At 46.6% G+C, this 19,357-nt stretch carries 23 protein-coding genes; 9 read left to right on the top strand and 14 right to left on the bottom strand.

Annotation, left to right across the window (positions count from 1 at the left end; translation table 11 throughout):
• Positions 1–6 precede the first annotated feature (6 nt).
• The 3 genes from ACLVWR_RS11385 (at position 7) to ACLVWR_RS11375 (ending at position 3,237) form a co-directional block, all read left to right on the top strand.
• A complete protein-coding gene (locus tag ACLVWR_RS11385; RefSeq protein WP_413580773.1) occupies positions 7–663 on the top strand; it encodes an OmpA family protein in 657 nt (218 codons plus the stop codon).
• Positions 664–1,060: 397 nt separating this feature from the next.
• A complete protein-coding gene (locus ACLVWR_RS11380; RefSeq protein ID WP_413580772.1) occupies positions 1,061–1,564 on the top strand; it encodes a YdeI/OmpD-associated family protein in 504 nt (167 codons plus the stop codon).
• Between the two features lie 2 nt (positions 1,565–1,566).
• The gene (locus ACLVWR_RS11375) at positions 1,567–3,237 is read left to right on the top strand and encodes a peptide ABC transporter substrate-binding protein (protein ID WP_413580771.1); all 1,671 of its coding nucleotides are present in this window, start codon (positions 1,567–1,569) and stop codon (positions 3,235–3,237) included.
• Positions 3,238–3,356: 119 nt separating this feature from the next.
• On the opposite strand, the gene ACLVWR_RS11370 is transcribed toward ACLVWR_RS11375, so the two are convergent.
• Entirely contained in the window at positions 3,357–3,845 is a 489-nt protein-coding gene (locus ACLVWR_RS11370; RefSeq protein WP_413580770.1) for a hypothetical protein, read from the bottom strand.
• Positions 3,846–4,029: 184 nt separating this feature from the next.
• On the opposite strand from ACLVWR_RS11370, the gene ACLVWR_RS11365 reads away from it, so the two are divergent.
• Positions 4,030–4,983 carry a lipid A deacylase LpxR family protein gene (locus tag ACLVWR_RS11365; protein ID WP_413580769.1) on the top strand — a complete coding sequence of 318 codons (954 nt, stop codon included), beginning with the start codon at positions 4,030–4,032 and terminating at the stop codon, positions 4,981–4,983.
• Here ACLVWR_RS11365 and ACLVWR_RS11360 read toward each other — a convergent pair.
• The 8 genes from ACLVWR_RS11360 to ACLVWR_RS11325 form a co-directional block, all read right to left on the bottom strand.
• Positions 4,980–5,546, bottom strand: coding sequence for a hypothetical protein (locus ACLVWR_RS11360; RefSeq protein ID WP_413580768.1), 567 nt, complete (start codon positions 5,544–5,546; stop codon positions 4,980–4,982). The two genes, ACLVWR_RS11365 and ACLVWR_RS11360, sit on opposite strands and share 4 nt — an antisense overlap.
• Positions 5,543–6,556, bottom strand: coding sequence for a hypothetical protein (locus tag ACLVWR_RS11355; protein WP_413580767.1), 1,014 nt, complete (start codon positions 6,554–6,556; stop codon positions 5,543–5,545). Before ACLVWR_RS11355 ends, ACLVWR_RS11360 begins: the two co-directional genes overlap by 4 nt.
• Entirely contained in the window at positions 6,547–7,278 is a 732-nt protein-coding gene (locus tag ACLVWR_RS11350) for a hypothetical protein (RefSeq protein WP_413580766.1), read from the bottom strand. The genes ACLVWR_RS11355 and ACLVWR_RS11350 overlap by 10 nt, the downstream gene beginning before the upstream one ends.
• 99 nt (positions 7,279–7,377) lie before the next feature.
• Positions 7,378–8,418, bottom strand: a complete 1,041-nt coding sequence (locus ACLVWR_RS11345) for a CapA family protein (RefSeq protein ID WP_413580765.1) — start codon at positions 8,416–8,418, stop codon at positions 7,378–7,380.
• A gap of 80 nt (positions 8,419–8,498) precedes the next feature.
• Positions 8,499–9,527: a substrate-binding domain-containing protein gene (locus ACLVWR_RS11340; protein ID WP_413580764.1), complete on the bottom strand. Its 1,029-nt coding sequence runs from the start codon at positions 9,525–9,527 to the stop codon at positions 8,499–8,501.
• A 17-nt stretch (positions 9,528–9,544) separates the two neighbouring features.
• Positions 9,545–9,814 carry a hypothetical protein gene (locus tag ACLVWR_RS11335; protein ID WP_413580763.1) on the bottom strand — a complete coding sequence of 90 codons (270 nt, stop codon included), beginning with the start codon at positions 9,812–9,814 and terminating at the stop codon, positions 9,545–9,547.
• Between the two features lies 1 nt (position 9,815).
• Entirely contained in the window at positions 9,816–10,196 is a 381-nt protein-coding gene (locus ACLVWR_RS11330; protein WP_413580762.1) for a YbaN family protein, read from the bottom strand.
• Between the two features lie 12 nt (positions 10,197–10,208).
• The gene (locus ACLVWR_RS11325; protein WP_413580761.1) at positions 10,209–11,393 is read right to left on the bottom strand and encodes a hypothetical protein; all 1,185 of its coding nucleotides are present in this window, start codon (positions 11,391–11,393) and stop codon (positions 10,209–10,211) included.
• A gap of 223 nt (positions 11,394–11,616) precedes the next feature.
• Between ACLVWR_RS11325 and ACLVWR_RS11320 the strand changes: the two genes are divergently transcribed.
• Together ACLVWR_RS11320 and ACLVWR_RS11315 are read left to right on the top strand one after the other, a co-directional pair.
• Complete coding sequence (locus tag ACLVWR_RS11320) at positions 11,617–12,297, top strand: hypothetical protein (RefSeq protein ID WP_413580760.1); 681 nt, start codon at positions 11,617–11,619, stop codon at positions 12,295–12,297.
• Between the two features lie 63 nt (positions 12,298–12,360).
• Positions 12,361–13,044: a nitroreductase family protein gene (locus tag ACLVWR_RS11315; protein WP_413580759.1), complete on the top strand. Its 684-nt coding sequence runs from the start codon at positions 12,361–12,363 to the stop codon at positions 13,042–13,044.
• 416 nt (positions 13,045–13,460) lie between these two features.
• Here the strand turns inward: ACLVWR_RS11315 and ACLVWR_RS11310 are convergent, their stop codons facing one another.
• Positions 13,461–13,847 (bottom strand): hypothetical protein, encoded by a 387-nt coding sequence (locus tag ACLVWR_RS11310; RefSeq protein WP_413580758.1) that lies wholly within the window; start codon positions 13,845–13,847, stop codon positions 13,461–13,463.
• A gap of 141 nt (positions 13,848–13,988) precedes the next feature.
• Between ACLVWR_RS11310 and ACLVWR_RS11305 the strand changes: the two genes are divergently transcribed.
• Together ACLVWR_RS11305 and ACLVWR_RS11300 are read left to right on the top strand one after the other, a co-directional pair.
• Positions 13,989–14,597 carry a TetR/AcrR family transcriptional regulator gene (locus ACLVWR_RS11305; RefSeq protein WP_413580757.1) on the top strand — a complete coding sequence of 203 codons (609 nt, stop codon included), beginning with the start codon at positions 13,989–13,991 and terminating at the stop codon, positions 14,595–14,597.
• A gap of 233 nt (positions 14,598–14,830) precedes the next feature.
• Positions 14,831–15,670, top strand: coding sequence for a hypothetical protein (locus ACLVWR_RS11300; RefSeq protein ID WP_413580756.1), 840 nt, complete (start codon positions 14,831–14,833; stop codon positions 15,668–15,670).
• A gap of 31 nt (positions 15,671–15,701) precedes the next feature.
• Here ACLVWR_RS11300 and ACLVWR_RS11295 read toward each other — a convergent pair whose 3' ends face one another.
• Together ACLVWR_RS11295 and ACLVWR_RS11290 are read right to left on the bottom strand one after the other, a co-directional pair.
• Positions 15,702–15,884, bottom strand: a complete 183-nt coding sequence (locus ACLVWR_RS11295) for a hypothetical protein (RefSeq protein WP_413580755.1) — start codon at positions 15,882–15,884, stop codon at positions 15,702–15,704.
• Between the two features lie 53 nt (positions 15,885–15,937).
• Positions 15,938–17,242: a DUF1254 domain-containing protein gene (locus ACLVWR_RS11290; RefSeq protein ID WP_413580754.1), complete on the bottom strand. Its 1,305-nt coding sequence runs from the start codon at positions 17,240–17,242 to the stop codon at positions 15,938–15,940.
• Between the two features lie 124 nt (positions 17,243–17,366).
• Here ACLVWR_RS11290 and ACLVWR_RS11285 point away from each other — a divergent pair, with 124 nt between their 5' ends.
• On the top strand, positions 17,367–17,672 hold the full coding sequence (locus ACLVWR_RS11285; protein ID WP_413580753.1) for a hypothetical protein: 306 nt from the start codon (positions 17,367–17,369) through the stop codon (positions 17,670–17,672).
• A gap of 22 nt (positions 17,673–17,694) precedes the next feature.
• Here ACLVWR_RS11285 and ACLVWR_RS11280 read toward each other — a convergent pair whose 3' ends face one another.
• Both ACLVWR_RS11280 and ACLVWR_RS11275 read right to left on the bottom strand, forming a co-directional pair.
• A complete protein-coding gene (locus tag ACLVWR_RS11280) occupies positions 17,695–18,084 on the bottom strand; it encodes a hypothetical protein (RefSeq protein ID WP_413580752.1) in 390 nt (129 codons plus the stop codon).
• Positions 18,074–19,327, bottom strand: coding sequence for a C1 family peptidase (locus ACLVWR_RS11275; protein WP_413580751.1), 1,254 nt, complete (start codon positions 19,325–19,327; stop codon positions 18,074–18,076). The genes ACLVWR_RS11280 and ACLVWR_RS11275 overlap by 11 nt, the downstream gene beginning before the upstream one ends.
• Between the last annotated feature and the right edge of the window lie 30 nt (positions 19,328–19,357).

Raw genomic sequence — 19,357 nt, 5'->3', positions numbered from 1 at the left:
CTATTTATGAAACGTCTAGTTTTAATCGGTACTGCAGTAGCAATGATCGCAACTGGCTGTGCAACAACTGAAGAAAATCCAAACGCTGCTAAAGGTGCAGGTATCGGTGCAGCCATCGGCGCTGTGGCTGGTGCAGTTATCGGTCACCAAACAGGCCGCCGTAATGAAGGTGCACTTATTGGTGCAGCTCTTGGAGCTGGTATCGGCGGTGGTATCGGTCACCGCATGGATAAGCAAGCCAAAGAACTGGCGGCCATCGCTGAAACAAAAAGAACAGAGCAAGGTTTGATCACAAAGCTGAAATCAGACATCTTGTTCGACACTGGTAAATCTAACTTAAAACCAGCGGCGCAATCCAACATTGCTCAGCTTGCGCAAATCATGAGAAAGTACCCAGAAAACGTACTTACAATCCGTGGTTACACTGATGACACAGGGACGGCGATGAAGAATAATCCACTTTCCAAAGACCGCGCTGAAGCAGTTCGCGCGCAATTGATTTTGGGAGGCGTTCCTGCAGAGACTATCTCATCTGTAGGCATGGGCGCAGCGGATCCAATCGATCCAGCTAAAACGGCTGCAGCACGCTCTAAAAACCGTCGTGTTGAAATTGAAGTGACTGTGGATGCTTCCAAAGTACCTAAGCAAGCCAGCATCAACTAAGGTCTAAATAAATTTTAGCTTCACTCAAAACCCACCCGACTATTCGCGGGTGGGTTTTTTATTTTCTGGATCTTCATCGCAGCCAAATCCGAATAATCGGCACCAAAGATGACCGCCATCATCAGAAAGTTGCACGACGTTAACTATAATTTAGGTGTAAGGAAGGCAGGAGGAAATATGACATGCAAACGTTTAAATCTTCCCCCTACGCACTCGTCCAGCTAGTTGCGATCTTGGGCTTGGCGTTGATCTTCTTAATCATGATTTATTAGTTCAACTGGGAACCTGCTGCTCTCTCCAGTGCGGGTTCCCCTGCGGTACGCCCCCTGTATCTCTCCAGTGCGGGGGGCAATTTTTTTGAATTTACCTAAAACGGTTTTCAAACTATGCTGAGCCGATGAAGTTTCAGGCAACCATTGAGATTCGCATCGGTAATCCCTATATTTTGGTAAGTGCTGCTCGTGCCACAAAACTAAAACCCGGCTGGCGCAAGCCATTGCCCGTCTTAATTAAAATCAACGGTCAGCCAGAAGGCTCCTGGCCCATCAATATGATGCCGGTCGGTGATGGCAGTTTCTATTTGTATTTACACGGGGACGTACGCAATGCCTCCAACACCACCGTAGGAGACACAGTCACAGTCGAAATTCATTTCAATTCGGAATATAAAAACGGACCTCAACATCGGATGCCTCCATGGTTCTCCAAAGCTCTGGGAAAAAATCCGACAGCAAAAACGAATTGGAAAAATCTCCCGCCCAGCCGAAAAAAAGAAGTATTAAGATATTTCAGCCAATTAAAATCAACAGAAGCCAAAGATCGCAACCTGGAAAAAGCACTGGCAGTGTTATCCGGAAAAACCGCGCGATTCATGGCTCGAACCTGGAAGAACGGAATTTAGAAATGCTACATTCATGGGTCATCATATCCATCGCACTTCTGCAATCGCCAGTGGCACTGGCCAAACCCAAAGACGAACTGCGTATCGCAGTCAATGCCGAGTTCGACACCATCCATCCCATTGTGAACACGATGGCCGCCGGTGGCCTGGTACAAGATGCCATCATGCGTCCCTTGGTGATGATCACACCAAACGGAAAACCACAGGCCGTGCTGATCAAAGAAATCCCTACGATCGAAAATAAAAAAGCCCAGCTCATCACTGATAAAACCGGCACGCACCTAAAAGCAGACCTGGAGTTCATCGACAACGCCCAATGGGGCGACGGCAAACCTGTGACATGCAAAGACCTGGAAGCTGGCTGGAAGATCGGCAGCAATGACCTGGTCGCAACTCCCAATCGCGATGACTACGACAACGTCAAAGACATCGTAATTGATAAAACCAATCCCAAAAAATGCTCCGTGATATTCGAAAAAGCGCAGTACAACTTTTATGTATCAATGCCGCGCCTGATCCCTGCCCACCTGGAAATGCCGGTGTTCGAGAAATACAAAGGCCAAGTGCTGACCTACGAACGCAATTCTCTTTATGCCTCTAAAATCACAGAGCCTGGATTGTACAATGGCCCTTACCGTGTGGCAGAGCTTAAGCAAGGCAGTCACATTGTCCTGGTTCCGAATGAAAAATTCTATGGCAAGAAGCCGTACTTTAAGAAAGTGATCTTTAAGTTCATTTTAAATTCTACCTCGATGGAAGCAAACCTTATGAGCGGCAACGTTGATATGACGTCGTCATCAGGGATGAGCTTTGATCAAACATTGGCTTTCGATAAAAAAGTACAGTCGCAAAATCTTCCCTACGAAGTGAAATACGTAGCGGGCTCAATGTATGCGCATATCGAACTGAACTTGGACAATTCCATTCTAAAAGATTTGAACGTCCGCAAGGCCTTGAACTTTTCATTCAACCGCTCAGAGATGGCGAAGTCCTTCTTTGACGGCAAACAGCCCCCGGCCCTGCACTTTTCGACTCCGTTTGACGAGTGGTATACCGATGATCCGAAAATCATCACGCTTTACCCATACAGCCGGATCAAAGCGCAGCGCTTATTAGATGAGGCCGGTTGGAAAATGGAAAAAGATGGCTACCGTTACAAAGACGGTAAAAAAATGTCGCTGACGATGACTAATGTCGCCGACAATAAAATGAACGAGATGATTGCGGTGTACCTGCAAAATCAGTGGAAGCAATTGGGATTGGAAGTAGTTTTAAAAAGCTTCCCGGCGCGCATCTTCTTTGGCGAAATCCTGCGCCAAAGAAAATTCGAAATGGCAGCATTAACTTGGGTGGAATCCCCGAATATGGTTCCCGTAGGCACAATGAGCTCCACCATGGTTCCATCCCAAGGCAACGGCTGGTCCGGCCACAATCGCTCAGGCTGGAGAAACAAAGAAGTTGATAAACTTTTGGTGCAGGCCTCAGAAGAATTCAACACCGTCAAACGCACCGAGATCATGCACAAAGTTCTAAAGGCCTACACCGAAGAACTACCACAGCTACCAAGCTACTACCGCTCGAACACCTCGATCATCCCAAAGGGCTTAAAAGGCTACGAGATGTCCGGCCACAACAACAGCGAATACCTGCAAATCGAAAACTGGCACTTCTAAAAGGTGCCAGGTCCTACTTACGCAAGCAGTGCGCCAAGAAGTAGGACCTGGCACCTTTTGGGCAAAAAAAAGCCCGCTCGAGAGCGGGCTTTTTAAGCTAGTTCAATTTAACTAATTAATTAGTTAACAGATGCAGATTCGCAAGCTGGAACTGTGTATGCTTTAGTGAAAAGCAAACGAGCTGGAGCTTCGTTACCAACTTGAGAGTAAACTTTTACGTTAACAGTCAATGGGTAAGTGCCAGTGTAAGTAACGTCACGGCAAACAGTTTTGTCACCTTTAGAAGAATCGCAGAAAGATTCAGTTTGAGTGTAGTTGATTGGAGTAGAAAGGATTTCAGAACCAACAACTTCGAACTCTGTGCGACCGTTTTGGTTAGTTGGTTGTTTAGTAACAACGATGTCTACTGGTTTTTGAGTGCGTAGTTCGTTACCATCAACACAAACGAAAGTGTAATCAATAGCGCGGCCCATGTATACAGCTGGAGCTACGATTTGGTATGGACCTTTAGCTGCAAAGATTTCTTCCCAAGAAGAGTTTGCAGAGATAGCTGCGTTAGCAGTTTGACCAACGATAAGAGCGGCGATAGCAAGGATCATGTTTTTCATTCTATTCTCCATTAGGTTTGAATGATGTTTTTTTGTTGTGCGCACTTAATGCCCCTGTTTACGCGTGATGACAATTTGATTTTGCGTGATGCGTAAATTTCACCTGATTTATGAAATCTTTCCATTTAACATTACAGGCAAAGTGTCCTATGTAATGTAAAGTTACCAATAGATACGAGGACTTGTGACTCCAAGAAAACTTTCGACATTGATTTTATCTTTATTTGCTCTGCTTAGTTTTTCAGCACACGCTGATGAAGGCGGAAGACAGATTGTTTTAGATATTGGGAACGACTATTTCACGGGTCCCGAGCACACAGATCGCCATCTCACCAGCAATCTCTCTGTCGGTATTATACAAAGTGGGTTGTTCGGTTTTACCAAGGGCTTTGAAGACAACTTCTCGCCGTCCACTAAATTGTATTCAAGCTTTGCTCTTTCTCAGTTCATCTATACTCCCGAAGATACGGAAGCTCCGATCCCTGATCCCGATGACCAACCGTATGCGGGCTGGTTGTTTTTAACGACTTCCATGGGCACACGTGAAGGGAATCTACTTAATGTCTACTCAATAGATTTAGGCGTTGTGGGGCCTGCCGCTTTGGGAGAGGAAACTCAAAACCTGTGGCATCGTGTAATTGGCGTGGATCAGGCTCAAGGCTGGGACTATCAGCTGCACAATGAACTGGGTATCAATGTTAAAATGAAGCAGTCCGTGATGCCGTATCGCTATGAGGGTGCTGCTGATTCCGACTTTATTTACTTCTATGGTGGATCCCTGGGGAACGTCGACACTCACCTCGAGGTCGGTGGTATTTTGCGCTGGGGTTACAATATCCCAGATGATATGGGCTACCGCACGATCAATGCCTACGAAGATGATTTTTCAATCTTTACGGTATTCAGACTCTACGAAAAAATCGTTATGCGCGACATCTTCCTGGATGGTAACTCCGATGGCAACAGCGCCTCGGTCGAGAAACGCCCTCTGGTCACTGCCGGCAGCGCAGGCTTTGTGATTCGCTGCTGGGATGTTGAGTTGGGATACAGTTACGAGATGAGCACCAAACGCTTTAAGACTCAATCCACACCCGATGCCCGCGGGAATCTGTCACTTAGCTATCAACGCATATTCTAGAATGCGTAGCTAACCGCCAGTACCGTGTTCACCGTTCCCAGGAACACAAACACGGGTTTTACATCCCCGTTCGTCTCCCGCGAAGCACTGTAGAAATTGGCAGCCGCAATCAAAGAGTGGGTCACCACACGAATCCAGCGACGCGATTCGCGCTTATCACGTTCACGCTCCAGAAACCTTTGCAGAATACGGTTTTTTTCCTGAAGGGAAATACTGGAATTTTCCAAAGCAAAATAAAAGCTGTCGTATTCGTTGCCGGTCCAATAGTAGCTCGCACCCAAACCGATGGCAGCAATACCCACCGTCGAAGTCAGTGCATAGACACTGCGACTTAAAGGATCGTTGGATAAGTCATACCCCACGACACCGCCAACAGCCGCAATACCACCCGAGATCATATAGCTGATCCCCATGCGCTCGTCTTCTTCCTGCTGCTGCTTAACGAACTCCCGGAAGTCAGACCATTCAGGCAGTCCCGCATAGCCTGTTTCAGAATTCATGAATGCGTGGGCATGCACGGACAAAAGCAACAGCGTTGTGATGGCAATGAATAACGACTTCATAGCTTAACTCCGAAAGAAATATAAACGCCGTTATCTTGGTCTTCGCCCCAGTAGGAAAGACCACTGGTGATGTTTTGATAAACCAGATTAAAACCTGCGGAGTGGTCCCGTTGACCACCACTGACTGCCAGCTGCAGAATTCCTATTTGATAGGCCATGGCCGCTCTGAAAGCTTCTTGCCAATGTTCTGTATCGCTATTAAGTGCGAACTGAGTGCCGACCTCGAACACGCCCAAACCCACCGGAGGCTTAATGGACGCGCCCACCAGGCCTTGAGGTTTTACCGGGTACTGATCAGACTTTTCATCTGAAAAACCCCACTGCGAAAGCATCGCGGAAATCTGCGGCTGCCACGATTCATCATCCCAGGCATAGACAACGCCTGGCTCGACGAAAAACAAATTCTGTGAGCGCGCGCGAAAGATTTCAGCCGAGTCCCCGGCAAAGGCTTCGGTCAGCATGATGTAGTCGCCCACGAAACGCACGTGGGAGTAGCGCAGTTGAACACCGGCATAAAAGTTTTCTCTTACGTAGGAGGAAAGTTGCAGCTTGATGTTTTGTTCTTCGGCCGCAACAAAGTTGATCGCAGGCAAAGCTGAATTGTGAATATCAGTGTAGAAGACGACACGATAAGGCTCGATCGAAACGCCCCAGGTGTTTGTTTGAAACGAGGCCTGCAGTGACCCTTCAGCCTGGGAGGCATCCCGGCGGGAAAATATGCGGCCCACTTGTTCAGGAGTTGCTCGGCCATTCACCAGATCATCAACATCGCTCAGGTAGTCCATGTTGGTACCAAGAAACAAATCACTGCCGAAGCGACGCTTTTCGTTCTTGGCAACAAAGGCCGGATTACAAGGAAGACCTTGCTCCACACTGTCCATGGAATAACAAGCGGATCCAAAGGAGCGATACAAAAAGCGACTGCTGCCATCACGCAGATATCCCGGCAGTGATCCTGCCTGAGTTATCGAGGAACTTAGCAATAGGAAAGCGAATACTTTTAGAAGCATTGCTCCCCCACTGGAATTTTAACCAGAGCCATCTGTGTTTTTACCTGTGCCAGTTGCGCCAGATAGCCCTCAAATTCAGTTTTCTTTTGTGGAAAGGCCTTGGCCAAATCCGCCCCCAGGGTATCGAGGGAGCCAATCACTTTTTCAGTCCACTCCCACCAAGGACGGACATCCTGGATGCAAAGCTTTTTGTTTTTGTTTTGTGTTCGCAGCTCCCACGAAAGGATTCCGTCAGCCACATTCGCTTTCAAGGCAACGACTCTAAGAACGGCGCTGTACAATCGCGCTCCGGCGTTGTCGGTCTCAGCAAGCACACCCACGGCTTTTTCCAAATCGCGACGGCCTGTCGCCGACACCGAAGGCACTTGCTCCCACTGGGCGATGAAATCCTCAAGCCCATGAATCACTTCATTGGTTTGCGCCGAAAAGTTTAAATCGGAAAGTTGCATGCGCATTTGCGGCTGGTGTTTTACGACGACAAAATTATAAATGTTTTCAATGCGCACGCCTGCGCGGGAAGCGTAGGCCGATGCCAGGGCCATACGTACTTGGGGATGCGGATCCTGCTTAAGTAATTTTTGAAAATACGAAATCGCCTGGTCGTAGTTGTGCTGATCAAGGTAATCAAAACCTTGATTCAATTTATCCTCGCGCGTTTCCGGTTTTTCGGAATTGCAGGCGGAAAGCACAGCGATCAAAAGTAATAATGGAATCCAACGCATATTGACGCGTATTGTAAACTTATGCGGCCGGAATTTAAATACCACAGGTGGGGAATATAGTTATTTCACGCTTCGTTACCTAGGCGCAATAACCGCAATTCAGCGTGGAGATATCATACTTGTGGAGGGGTCAAACAACGGGGCCGAAGCGCCAAAATCACTATAGGACAGGCTTTGCATCAGCTTATAAGCGGCCTGGGTTTTATCGTAGATCACACCCTTTTCACGGTTTTGCACAAAGGAGGTGATGGAGCCTTTTTGAAAGCGTCCCTTGGAATCAAGTTTAACCAACAACAATGGGGCAAGGCCTGCTGTCCCCTGCACGTTGATCCCACGCTCTGTCGCGAAATTCCCCAGGCTGTATACAACCAAATGACCTTTATAAACTTCAAGACCGCGAGGCACATGCGGCCCGTGCATCAGAATCAAGCTTGCGCCGGCATCAATAGCAGCTCTTGAAAAAGCCACGGAGTTCCCGCGATTTTCTCCCATGTAGTATTCCGTCTGATTCAGGGTTCTTAAGGCATCAGAGCCCTCGGCCCCGGCGTGAGCGGAAACAATCACGATGTCGAAGCGTTTTTTTAGTTCGCGAATTTCCTGATAGGTTTTCTCGGGAGTGGAAATACTGCGCGCTCCTGGGTAATAATCAGTGGCAATCAATGCCACTCGCAAACCACGCACGTGGAATGTTGCAACCTCAGCACCACGCTTGGTTGACGACTGAATTTGATAGGAGCGCAGAGTTTGCTGAGTGGAGTACAGCCCTTCCGAACCGAAATCATTCGCGTGATTGTTTGCCAAACTGACAACATTAAAGCCGGCATCTGCAAAGGTGCGTGCAAACTCTGTGGGAGTGCGGAATAAATGACGGTTGCTGCCTTCGCTTTTTGCGCCGGCACCTTTAAGGCCGTCAAATAAAGTTCCTTCAAAATTTGCAAAGCGCACGTCACCGGTTTTGATGTAGCTTTCAGCATATCGAAAAAGCTTTCGCCCCTGATCAGCGGGAAGCTTGTCCGTCGGATAATCAGTCCCCATCATCACATCGCCCACAGCAGAAACTGTGACAAAGGATTCTTCCTGAGCCTGAGCAGAAGCCCCGAAGGACAGAGTGATAATGGTGGTGATCAGTAGTGCTTTCATTGCAGCACTGTTATACTTCACCGCACAGATGTTGGCCTGCTAAGGAGTTTGTTTGGGTAGTAATTTCAGGCCGTGTCTAATTACTTAACACTGCCCTTGGGAAACCAGATTTTCAAATAAGCCTGGCGATAGGGAATATTGGCTTCGACATTATCAGGATTCAAACCGTTCAGATTCCTTTTGCTAACGACAATCAATTCGGTTTGATAACCGCTCGGATTTTGCCCCGCAAAGGCCCGATTCAGTTCGTCTGCCAGCTGCCAGCCTTGAGTGCGCAAGGGCTCGGCCACGGTCACCAACTGCGGCGACTCCTGCTCCGTGACTCTTAGAATGGCATCAGAACTCCCATCGCCGGCGCCAATTCCCACGATGTCTTCGCGGTCCACCGCGCGCAATGCGCGAGCCATATGATCAAAATAAAGATCATTGATCCCCACTGTATGAGTCCATGAGCTTCCAAATCTTTGGTTCCAGGATTTGACCATATTCATAATTTTTTGATCGGATTGCGAAAGAGGCAAATCCACAACTGTCAGTACTTTAAATTTTCGCATTTTCTCCACTGCGCGCTTCAGAGCCAATGTCTTGGCCGTCGCCATAGAGTAATCTCGATCGGTCAGAAGAATGACACCACCTTCTTTGGCTCCATAATGAGCGATCTGTTCAGCCGCTGATTGAGCCACCGACTCTGGTTCCGTTGTGATATTTACGAACATATACTGATTGGGACCTGGCTGAGCCGCCGCATGCCAGCCAACAATCTTTATCCCCATTTTCTGAGCTTTCTTAACTAGGTCGCGATGATCTGCCCCGTCGAAGCCTCCCAAAACAATGCCGTCGGTCTTTGCATGAACTGCACTTTCCATGGCTTTTACAGCATTGTTCTTTTTGCCTGCACAATCGATCACCTGCACTTGCCATTTTAACTTTTCCGCAGCCTCGGCGAAGGACTCCTGGACATCTTTTATTCCACCGATTCGCATATTCGTTGCGATGAACACGATGCTTTTTCCTGTAACAGCAGCAGGTCCCGTTGTCGGTTGCGCAAAGGCCGACGGCAGCATAAGGCACAGGATGAGTGGGAAGATCATGGAAATATTGAAGTGCATGCTAAGATCTTAGCTGATCAAAGCATCTTTTTTAACTCTTCCTGATCAGCTTTGTCAGTTGGAATAAGCCACTCCGCCGGTAGATGTTCGACAACATATTCCCAGGACTGTCGCAGCATGGGTTTTGCCAATGGTTTTTTATGGAGGTCTTTTAAGAGTTGCAAATGGCGCAGCAGAATCGTGCGTGTGGGCTTGTAGAACCCCTCTTCGTCCGTACCGGCGTTGGTGATTTCTTCGGAGGCTTCGGTCTTTTGAATGAGTTGCTTAAAGAAAATCTCAAGACTCATTTCAAATCTCTTTTCTGGAAACTATGAATACAGCGACACTGAATAGAATCAGGGAGATGACTGTGTTAAGAATATCATTGTTCACGCGTGACCACATGATTAACGCCGACAAAGCCATCATCGAAACTGCCAGAATCTTGGCGCGTCTTGAAATCGCTCTGTGCTGATCCCAGTCGCTAAGTGCTTTGCCAAACAAGGGTTGGTTGTACAGCCAGCCGTGCGCTTTGGGCGAGCTTCTGACAAAACAAAATGCGGATAAAATAACAAAAGGAGTTGTGGGCAGAATTGGCAGAAAGGCGCCGATGACTCCCAAAATCAAAGACACCACACCCAGCAAGTAAACGGCCGTTCTAAGAGCTGGGTTTTTGATGACTTCGGGCACGAGGGACTTCCTTTATGCTGCTGTTACAAAAACAGCAGAACACAGTCCCGGGCGTCTTAGCAAATGAAGTTTGTAAGCAATCGATTTAAACATATCAGCGAAACGATAAACGACTGTTTTAAATGAACCCTTCACATCGCCAAACTGAATTCGTACAAATCCCTTTACGACAGGTGACACGGTCACGCGAATCAGGGAGTGGCGCTCAAACTTATTCGTGAACGTCAAAAGATCGGCAAGTGGTGGTGGCGGCAAACCCAGGCTGCTGCTGAAACCTGCTGCGAAATATTCCGGGGAATTCATACTAAAACCTGGAATTGCCGGAGGATAAAAGGAATGACCTTTCAAAGTCTCAGCCCCTTCACGATGTCCCATTGTCATTCCGGTTTTTGCAACTACACCAATCACTGAAATCGCTGCTTTGGTGTTATCAAATCTTTCGGTGTTATGGAAAATCTCAAATACAAAGGCTTTCTTGGTCTTGTTATAAGCAAGGCTCAGACCCATTTCCTCAGCTCCGCCTGCGCCCCTTTTCATAACTCCTGTTTCAGCTACGATGCCAACGGAGGCACTCAGACCAAACTCATTGGAATCAATCAATAACGGAGCCTGGGACCACAGCTTGTAATCCATGCCTTTTAATACAGACAAAATAGCCTGATCACTGCGCTGAGCGAATGTACGATGCAATTTTTCAGTTTGCGGAGTCTCTTTTCCAAATGCCTGTTTGGTTTTAACTTTGATAAAACTAAAGCCATTGCCCACAAGACTTCCGGCACCCAGTGCGAACTTTGTGGAGTTCAGAACTTGGGCGGCATTGGTCAAATAGTGCAGACGCATTTCACGGAATTTCTGTTTGTTTTCTTCAGAAAGCTTTTCGTAAGCCTCTAAAGGATTCACGTCTTCGATCTTGCCCCCACGAGCCAGGATCTGAGCACGCACCTTCTCTGGAATATGCAACCCCAGGGCTTCCTTCATGACCTCAACATCGGGATAAGCTTCCAAAGTGAATACCTTGGTCTCCGAAAGCTTGATAACGGTGTGGTCTTTATCTGAAACCTTGGCAGGTTCCAGAGTTTTTTCAACCAACTCCGTTTCAACGGTTTCCACGGGTGGCAGCTGATCTTCCGCAAAAGCAAAGAAAGCCGGCACCAGCATCAACGTCACATATATAAGAAAACGTACTGCGTTTTTCATAATTGCAGCGTAATAAGCAAATTAAGGGCCATTAATATGGACCGTTAACATACTGAAAATACGACGCTTCACTGCCTTCGAACTAGCCGGCGTGACGTTTTTTGCAGCCCCCATGGATTGCCGAATCTTTTAACAGGGCTCGGATTTATTTCAATCGACCACCATCGGATTTCCGTAACTCCAGTAAAGGCCATATATTTGCGTTCACCACCGCGGAGTCGAAATGCGTATTTTAAACATACTATTGCTTTTAGTTCTGGTGAACTTGTCCGTTGCTCAGGCGGCGATTTCTGAGGGTGAATTCACCCAGTTGATTTCTCTTTTTCAAAAAAACTATCCTGGTATCGAATTTCAAGGAAGCTGGAACAATGAGACCGTCAATGCACAAGCCATGCGTTTTGATGACACCAAGTTGATTGTGATTTACGGCGGTCTGGCGCAGGAGCGCACGACGACCCTGGATAGCTTTGCTTTGATGATCTGCCACGAAGTGGGTCATCACCAGGGCGCTAAACCTTACTTCCCATCGATGAGTGGCGTCGCGTGGGCTTCAGGTGAAGGTGCGGCAGACTTTTACTCTATTCAGTCATGCTTCTACAACCTGGCTCCATCGATCGCAGAACAATCGGTGACTCTACCGGAAAGTTATGAAAGAGACTTGAAATCACTTTGCTCCCCTCAGCAAGACTCAAGTGCCTGTCGTCGTGCACTGATCGCGGGTCTTTTGATTGCGAAACTTCAGTGGCATGTGAATCCAGATGATTCTCAGGAGCCCGCACTGAACCGGCACGACCCCACTCAAGTGAATTCCATACTGATGGATTATGGCAGTCCCCAGTGCCGACTTGATACATTCATTGCAAGTGCCACAGGCACTTCTGCCCCCCGCTGTTGGTCCCGATAGCTGCCGGCAAACAAGACGGGATAACTCATTGCCTATTCCTGCGAGTCCCTATTAAATGGACTCATGGAATTTTTTGAAGCCGTTCGCGCCAGAAGAAGTATTCGTAAGTACACCCCGGAAGCTGTGCCTTCCGACGTGATGGAAAAAGCCCTGGATGCAGCACTGCTGGCACCCAACTCATCAAATATGCAGACGTGGCGTATTTACTGGATTCATGAGGACAGCACCAAGAAAGAAACTGCTTTGGCCTGCATGAATCAAGGTGCCGCTCGCACCGCACAGGAACTTGTGGCCTTTGTCGCAGATCCCACGACGTGGAAAGTTTCACAACAGGCAAACTTGCAGCACCTGGGACCCAATGCTCCAGCCGCAGTGAAAGCCTACTACACCAAACTAATGCCCTTCGTATATTCCTGGAGAATTCTCGCTCCTGTGAAGTGGTTGATGTTCAACATCATGGGACTCTTCAAACCCATGCCTCGCAAACCCTGGTCTTCCCGCGATATCGAAGAGGTCGCCGTGAAATCAACTGCGCTTGCTGCTGAAAACTTCATGTTGGCTATTGCAGCTCAGGGTTTTGACACCTGCCCAATGGAAGGGTTCGATGAGAGCCGTGTGAAAAAGATTTTGAGATTAAGCGGTCGCTCTCGCGTGGTGATGATCATCTCTGTGGGCCGCCGCGACCCTGAAGGACTGTGGGGCGAGCGCTTCCGCCTGCCGAAGGACATCGTTCTTAAAAAGATCTAACTCTGAAAATAGAAAGATTCTTGGACAAGTCTCAATCACAGTCTTACCGTTTTGAATGTAACCAGACTGACCTCGCAATATCTTATAGACCAGATATCGCTGTTTGCAAATGGGCACGGCTCTAAGGGGGCGGAGCCACCTCGTGGCAATAGTCACTGGGTATCAGTGATGCCCTTTATACACTGGTGTTCCCAGGTCTAAGGCATATAAAAGCACATTTTTAGGAATCCACAGGGTTGAACTGCGCTTTCACCTCAGCTTGCCACCGATAATGAGTCCTTATGTTGCACTCCCCGCCCCGTCAGGGGCCTGCCGGGGGCTGGTAAATAGATATTTGACCGATGGCCGATGGCCCTGTGGAAGCAAAGCGCGATCTTGATGAGATCGCGCTTTGCATGAAATCTAGCTATTAAGGCTTAGAAGCCGCCTGGCTCTGTCTTACATAGAACGATCACTCTGCCTTTGCCATATCTAACGCCAGGAACATTTTCTGGATAAACATCAAGATCATCAGAAATGAAAATACGCATGCCATCACCCATTGAGGCATTTTCCAGAGAAACATGCTTGCCTGACTTTGTTTCGTACAGAAAAGGCCATGCATCTTGTACGCTTAATGTATAGAACTTGTCTCTGGTGCTTTGGTCATCGCTGACGGATTTTTTACCCAAGTCTGCACTTTGATTATTATATACGGCCTCACCACTGGCTGCGTAGAAACCTTTGCAGATGGTTTTACCGTGGTAGTCAGCATGGGCAAATGAACCTGCGAACAATGATACTAGTACTACTAACGTTTTCATAAGAACTCCTTTTAAGTTAATGTCTCAAATAGAATCAACGCATGCTGTTATAAGCTATATAAATGCTATTTGCAGCACTATTGTTGCTAAAAATAGCGAATTGGTGGAAAATTACAGAGTAGACCAAAGATTGGACACTTTATGGCTCGAACGGCGAATTCAAAAGAACTGATAGTCGATGCGTATATTGCTCTGGCTTACGAAATAGGCGCGGCAAACATAACGCTGCAAAAGATAGCCGATAAAGCAGGCGTCGCCTTCAGTACGGTTCGCTATTATTTCACTCAAAGCGACTTTGATATCCACGACGAAGGATTCAAGCGAGTGATGGAAAAATCCCTGGTAGGAATTCAGAGTGCCTCCGTAAAGCTCAAAAAGAATGCTGCTCTAAGTCCGATTCATGCTTATGTGGATTCGATGTTTCATTGGATCACTGAAGATCCTGAAAACGCCACGTACCTTATTTATACCTATTATCTGGCGGCCTCTCAGGTCGAAGCAAAAGTGATTCTCGCAGAGGTTAATACCAGTGCCCGCAAGAAAGTCCAAAGTGCATTGTTAGAGTCCATTGGGCTTGAACTATACAAGCCCGTGAAGGACTCGGCGGCCTGTGCTGCGAGTATTCATGCCTGTGTCGTGGGGCATGGCTTTATTGCCATGACGATGAAAACTAAAGACGCATTTAAGACGATGCGCGAGCAATGTATATTAGCGATAGATGCTTTGATCAATAGCGAATCAAAGAAGTAGAGCTGTCGAAGTTTTATACACCTGACTCCCAGATTGGGGTAGGTGCCCTACGATGAGTATGAACTGAGCTATAACGTAAACCGCGAGGTGTGTGCTTTGCATTCTTCCGAGTTATGGGAATCCGCCTTTTAAGCGCACTTATTGTAGCATTCGCATTCATGCCATTCGGGGCATCCGCGGGTGCTATGCAATGCTCTGGGGTTTTTAGCCCACTGACCAATTATAAATATCGAATGAACGAACTCCTGCAGCCTGAAGGTCAAGAGCCCTTGGCTGAAATTATCAGTGAGCCACTTCCCGGTTTTAAGTTTGAAGCATTTAATAATCCCCTAATGACCCGAGGAAGTTCAGGGTGGGCGGTTCCAGCAGCCTTGCGCAATTCTTTACCCAATCCACATTCACCCGAGTTTTTTACCAAAAGTTCTATTCAACAAGAAGCCTTTCTGGATAGTTTGATGAAAAACTATGGTGGGACTTTCTCTAAAGAGACTCGTGACGATGTACTTCGTGCAGACCGGTCTTTGGAAATTGAACATACGACCTATGCAGAAGTTCACACGGGAACCGACACGGTAGGTACGTGGAGATGGTTTCAAGCGAACTCTTTGAGTGCAAAAGGATCCCAGCGCAAAGATCTGCCTTTTGTCCGTTTGAATCGAACTCAAAATGTAGGGGATCTAGCAGTAACAAAGAAGCTTGAGCACTTTATGGATCGCGGTACCCGCGTAGTTGAAATCGGAAACTTCTCTGTGGCATCAGAGAATCCACGAATTCGTGAACGAACGACTCAAATCATTGAGATGGCCTGGTTAAGAATGGCGAGCGACTATGACGTCTATATATGCCATGTGCTGTCTCCAGCCCATGAACGCCTTTATCGTAAGTATGGATTTGAAATAGCGGAAGCTTATGATGTTCCAGGCAAGAAAACTCAAGATGCGATCTTGTGGGTCAGAGGTTGGCAGTTTAAAGCTGCCTTGAGAAAACATCTTAGGATTGAAACTCAAAACGAACATCATCTGAGTGCAGAGGATGGTTTGTTATTGCCATCTGAACTTCGCAGTCAGAAATAAAGCTCGCGTCCGCTGCTTAAGATGATGAGGTCTAAGGCATATAAAAGCACATTTTTAGGAATCCAGATGATTCAGCCGACAACCGTGAGCTTATCAGAACGATTTTGAATTCATCGGGACTTGCAGTCACCGAAGCTGATGGATATTCAAATGCCCGGCCTTGACGGTTACGGACGCTGGCTGCGGGTTTTGCAGACCATCTGACAAAACCCATCAACTCAAAACTTCTTCTTGAAACTATCAAGTCGCAACTTAATCGGGCCTAGGTTATCGCATTCGTGTTTCTACGACTTCGATATTGGGAAATTTATAACTACCCTTTTGGATTTCCTTACTGGGACCATATAGGCGCATGACAATGTAGGCGTCCTTTTCAGGTATGGGCAGATAGTTTGGATTATCCGCACTTCCTTTGGAAGCCAACTCGATCGTGTACAACCCATCCTTACCCGGTTTCAAAGTACGATCACCCCGGCTGTGACGGTTTAATTCATTGTGCGCCATCAAGCGATTGTCAGATCCGTAAACCGTGAAAGACCAAAATTGACTGACATCCGGTGCTTTCAACTGGATTCGATAAGCCTTGCCACCAGAACCATTGATGTTTTTACCATCGCTTCCCTTGTCGGCCTTCAAATAAACACTTTCTTCCGGAGGCAATCCCCATTGCCCCAGGAAAGTTCCTTCTGCAAACAGATCACGCTTTTGATTTCCAAGTTGCGCCCGGGTTCCCAAGGATTCCCCGGCATTGGTTATTTTGGGTGCCAGATCCTTAATATGCTGCATACCCAGCTTTTCACCGGTTTTTGCAGCGGCAATCTGATCCTTCGTTAATTTTTGATTGCAGGGTTTAAGTCCGATATCTTTATACTTACTGAGCCATTGCTTGTCTGCTTCCCCCATCGTTCCATCACAAAGAACGAAGTTCACACGCTCCACCCAGTTTGTTTTCTCAAACTCTGGATAGGTGCGCTTTTTTGCCTCGGGTCCCGCAACTCCCAAATATGCTGAAAGAGTTCTGATGTTCCAATCATCCATATACTTCAAGGCTGTTTTTTCATCTTCTTTGCCAACAGCCATGATTCGTCCCATCAGTTTGACTAAATTCGAATCGACTCGAATCACTTCGGTAACATCGGGGGGAACCTCGCCCTTCCAGGAGTTCGAAGCGAACATGAAGTGGCCACCTTTATTACCCCGCGTGCGCGCTCCAATCATCGAAGTCGTGTAATGCCCCATATCCATTGTGTGCAAAATCCAGTAACGACCCTTATCCATATCAGGAACGCTGATAATCACGGGCTCTGCCGCAACATCCATCCAGCCCATCAGATGAAGCGTGTCATTATTAATCGTCGGATGTGCCGTATAGGTATCATCTGCAAGATGTCTGATGTTTTGAAATCGATTCAATGGAGTTTTGGTTTTTACGGCTGTTTCATAGAAGAACTTATAAGCTTCATCTATCGAATACCCATAAAGATAGGCGTCCTTTGCTTGATTGTCAGAAATTCGAGCGAATGCGGGAAATGACGCTATTAATCCCGCAGCTACTAATAAAAATGCTTTCATGAGGCCTCCGTTAATAAGTTATTTTAATAGCGAGAGGCCCGTCATGCCATCATCCGACTAGTGCTTCTTAACAGTTGGCTCTATCCCCAATTTTTCGGCCCTGCAGTTGCAGTAGTTATTTGCTATGAAACCAAGTGCATGCCAATTCACGTCTATGGGCCGGGGGCTGGTAGTTTGGTGTGGCAAAGGCACAAAAATGCTGCGCGAGTTCCGCGTGCACTTCCTGGTTCAGGAATACAATAATCCCAGCAAAGAGAAAAAAGCCTATCAGGTTTTATACTGGGTCACAGACCGCAACTCTGAACCCCGCAAATTCGATTCGATGTCACAGTGGTTGCAGTTCAACGGCAAACCCGAAGTGGAGTTCTTTAATTTTTCAGTGGGTGTTGAAAACGACTACTGCATCCTGGAACTTGAATACCGTCCTTAAACAAACTGCGACGTTCCCGCGGCTATTTTCGGGTGTAAAACCCAAGTAGCTGCCCTACGTCTGCAAATGTCCCGTCTTTAAATACACAACGATCCAAGGCGTACCATTCTTTGCCAACCTTAAATTCGATGATCTGGGGATGCCCCTCTAATTTTCTGCAGAGATTAAATCCCGGATTGCTATGCTGGCCGTATATCTCCGAAAAATTGACGATTTTTAATCTATCAAATGCCGGACAATCTCTATTTTTGCAGTTTTTCGAAATTAGACGATTTTTTTCTTCGTTAAAACAATAGTCTGCAGCCTCGGCGATAACTGCTCCACCCGTTGTCTGTCGAATTACGCCACGAGTGCAGGTCAAAGAATCTGCATGAGATGCAAGCACGAGAGAGATAATTAAGCTATTTAACATATGTAATTAATCTCGTTCTTTTTATTAGATCGGTTTTGGGAATCCAGACATTTCCTTCCTGACATTTGTAGTGGTGATCATACGGGTCGCAGGTACGTCCCCAGGAGTTTCTTAAAAGATACTCACACTGACCTGTCGTTTCGTTAAAACGACGTCCCACAAGATTGCTCGCATGACTTTTATACTCTTCAAAATCCCGTCGATTCATAAGGCCACTCGCATCGTAAGTGATGGCCACTGGGTTTTTATTGGAAAGTTGTTCATCGATACTATCCATAAGTTTCATGGGGTTATCTGCATCTTTTTGAGCGATCCAAGTTTCATACTTTATATGAAATCTCTTCTTACAAGATGCATTAGCAAGATTTTTGATGAGGTTCGTAGATTTGGATTTTTGAACAACAGCGGCCATTTCATTTGGAGAAAGATTTGGAAATAGTGTTTTTACTGATAATAAAGTTGAGGAACAATCAAGGGCCTCTGGAGTGGCTATTCCGATCGACCCCATTTTTTGGAGTTTTTTTAGAAGTTCTATATACTCCGAGTTGACGTTGTCTTCACTAGGAATACTGCTTTCAGGGCATAAGCCACTCTTTGCCATTGCATTCAATGCATTATGAACGTGTGCTCCTTTATCTACTAAATCCGAAACGTCTTTCCCAATTTTTTCGTGATCATATTTGACGGTGTAAGCAATATCAGCAGCTGATATTCTTTGTTTGGTTTTGTATGACAGCAAGTCTGCCGATGTAAAGGCCCAGCACCACCCTACAGAGTCCTGATTCCGAATTGGCCCCATCTCTTTCGAGAAGTCCACATTGGTGCAGGTTTTCTTTTCACGTAAATATGCGGGCTCAGATTTTTTAACTTGCTCATCCCAATATTTGCCGGCGTTAGCGGTTTTAAGATTCTTTGTGTAAAAATCGTATTCATCTTTAAACAAGTCAGGTTTGCCTGTTTTTGTAAATTCCTCGATGGATTTCTTTGTTTCCTTGAGCATATACTTTTGATTTTCAGATTTCAGATTCTGAAAAAAATCGTCAGGAACTCCCAGGGAGCGTTTAGAAATTTTGCAGTCTTTTAGATAACTTTCCAGTTCGTCTATGTGACCAGAAATACCATTTCTTTCGGAATACTTCTGGATCTGCCCAATATAGGTTGCAATCTGGGATCGATCGCATTCGGCAAATGCAACCGAATGAATTATCATTTGTAAAAGAAGAAAAACCAAAAATGAACGCATTTAAAAATGTTATCAGATTCTTGGTTCTAA

It is taken from the genome of Bdellovibrio sp. HCB288 (assembly GCF_047305935.1).
Taxonomy (GTDB): Bacteria; Bdellovibrionota; Bdellovibrionia; order Bdellovibrionales; family Bdellovibrionaceae; genus Bdellovibrio.
Note: the sequence above shows the minus strand (reverse complement) of the source record. Positions and strands in the feature narration are given on the sequence as shown.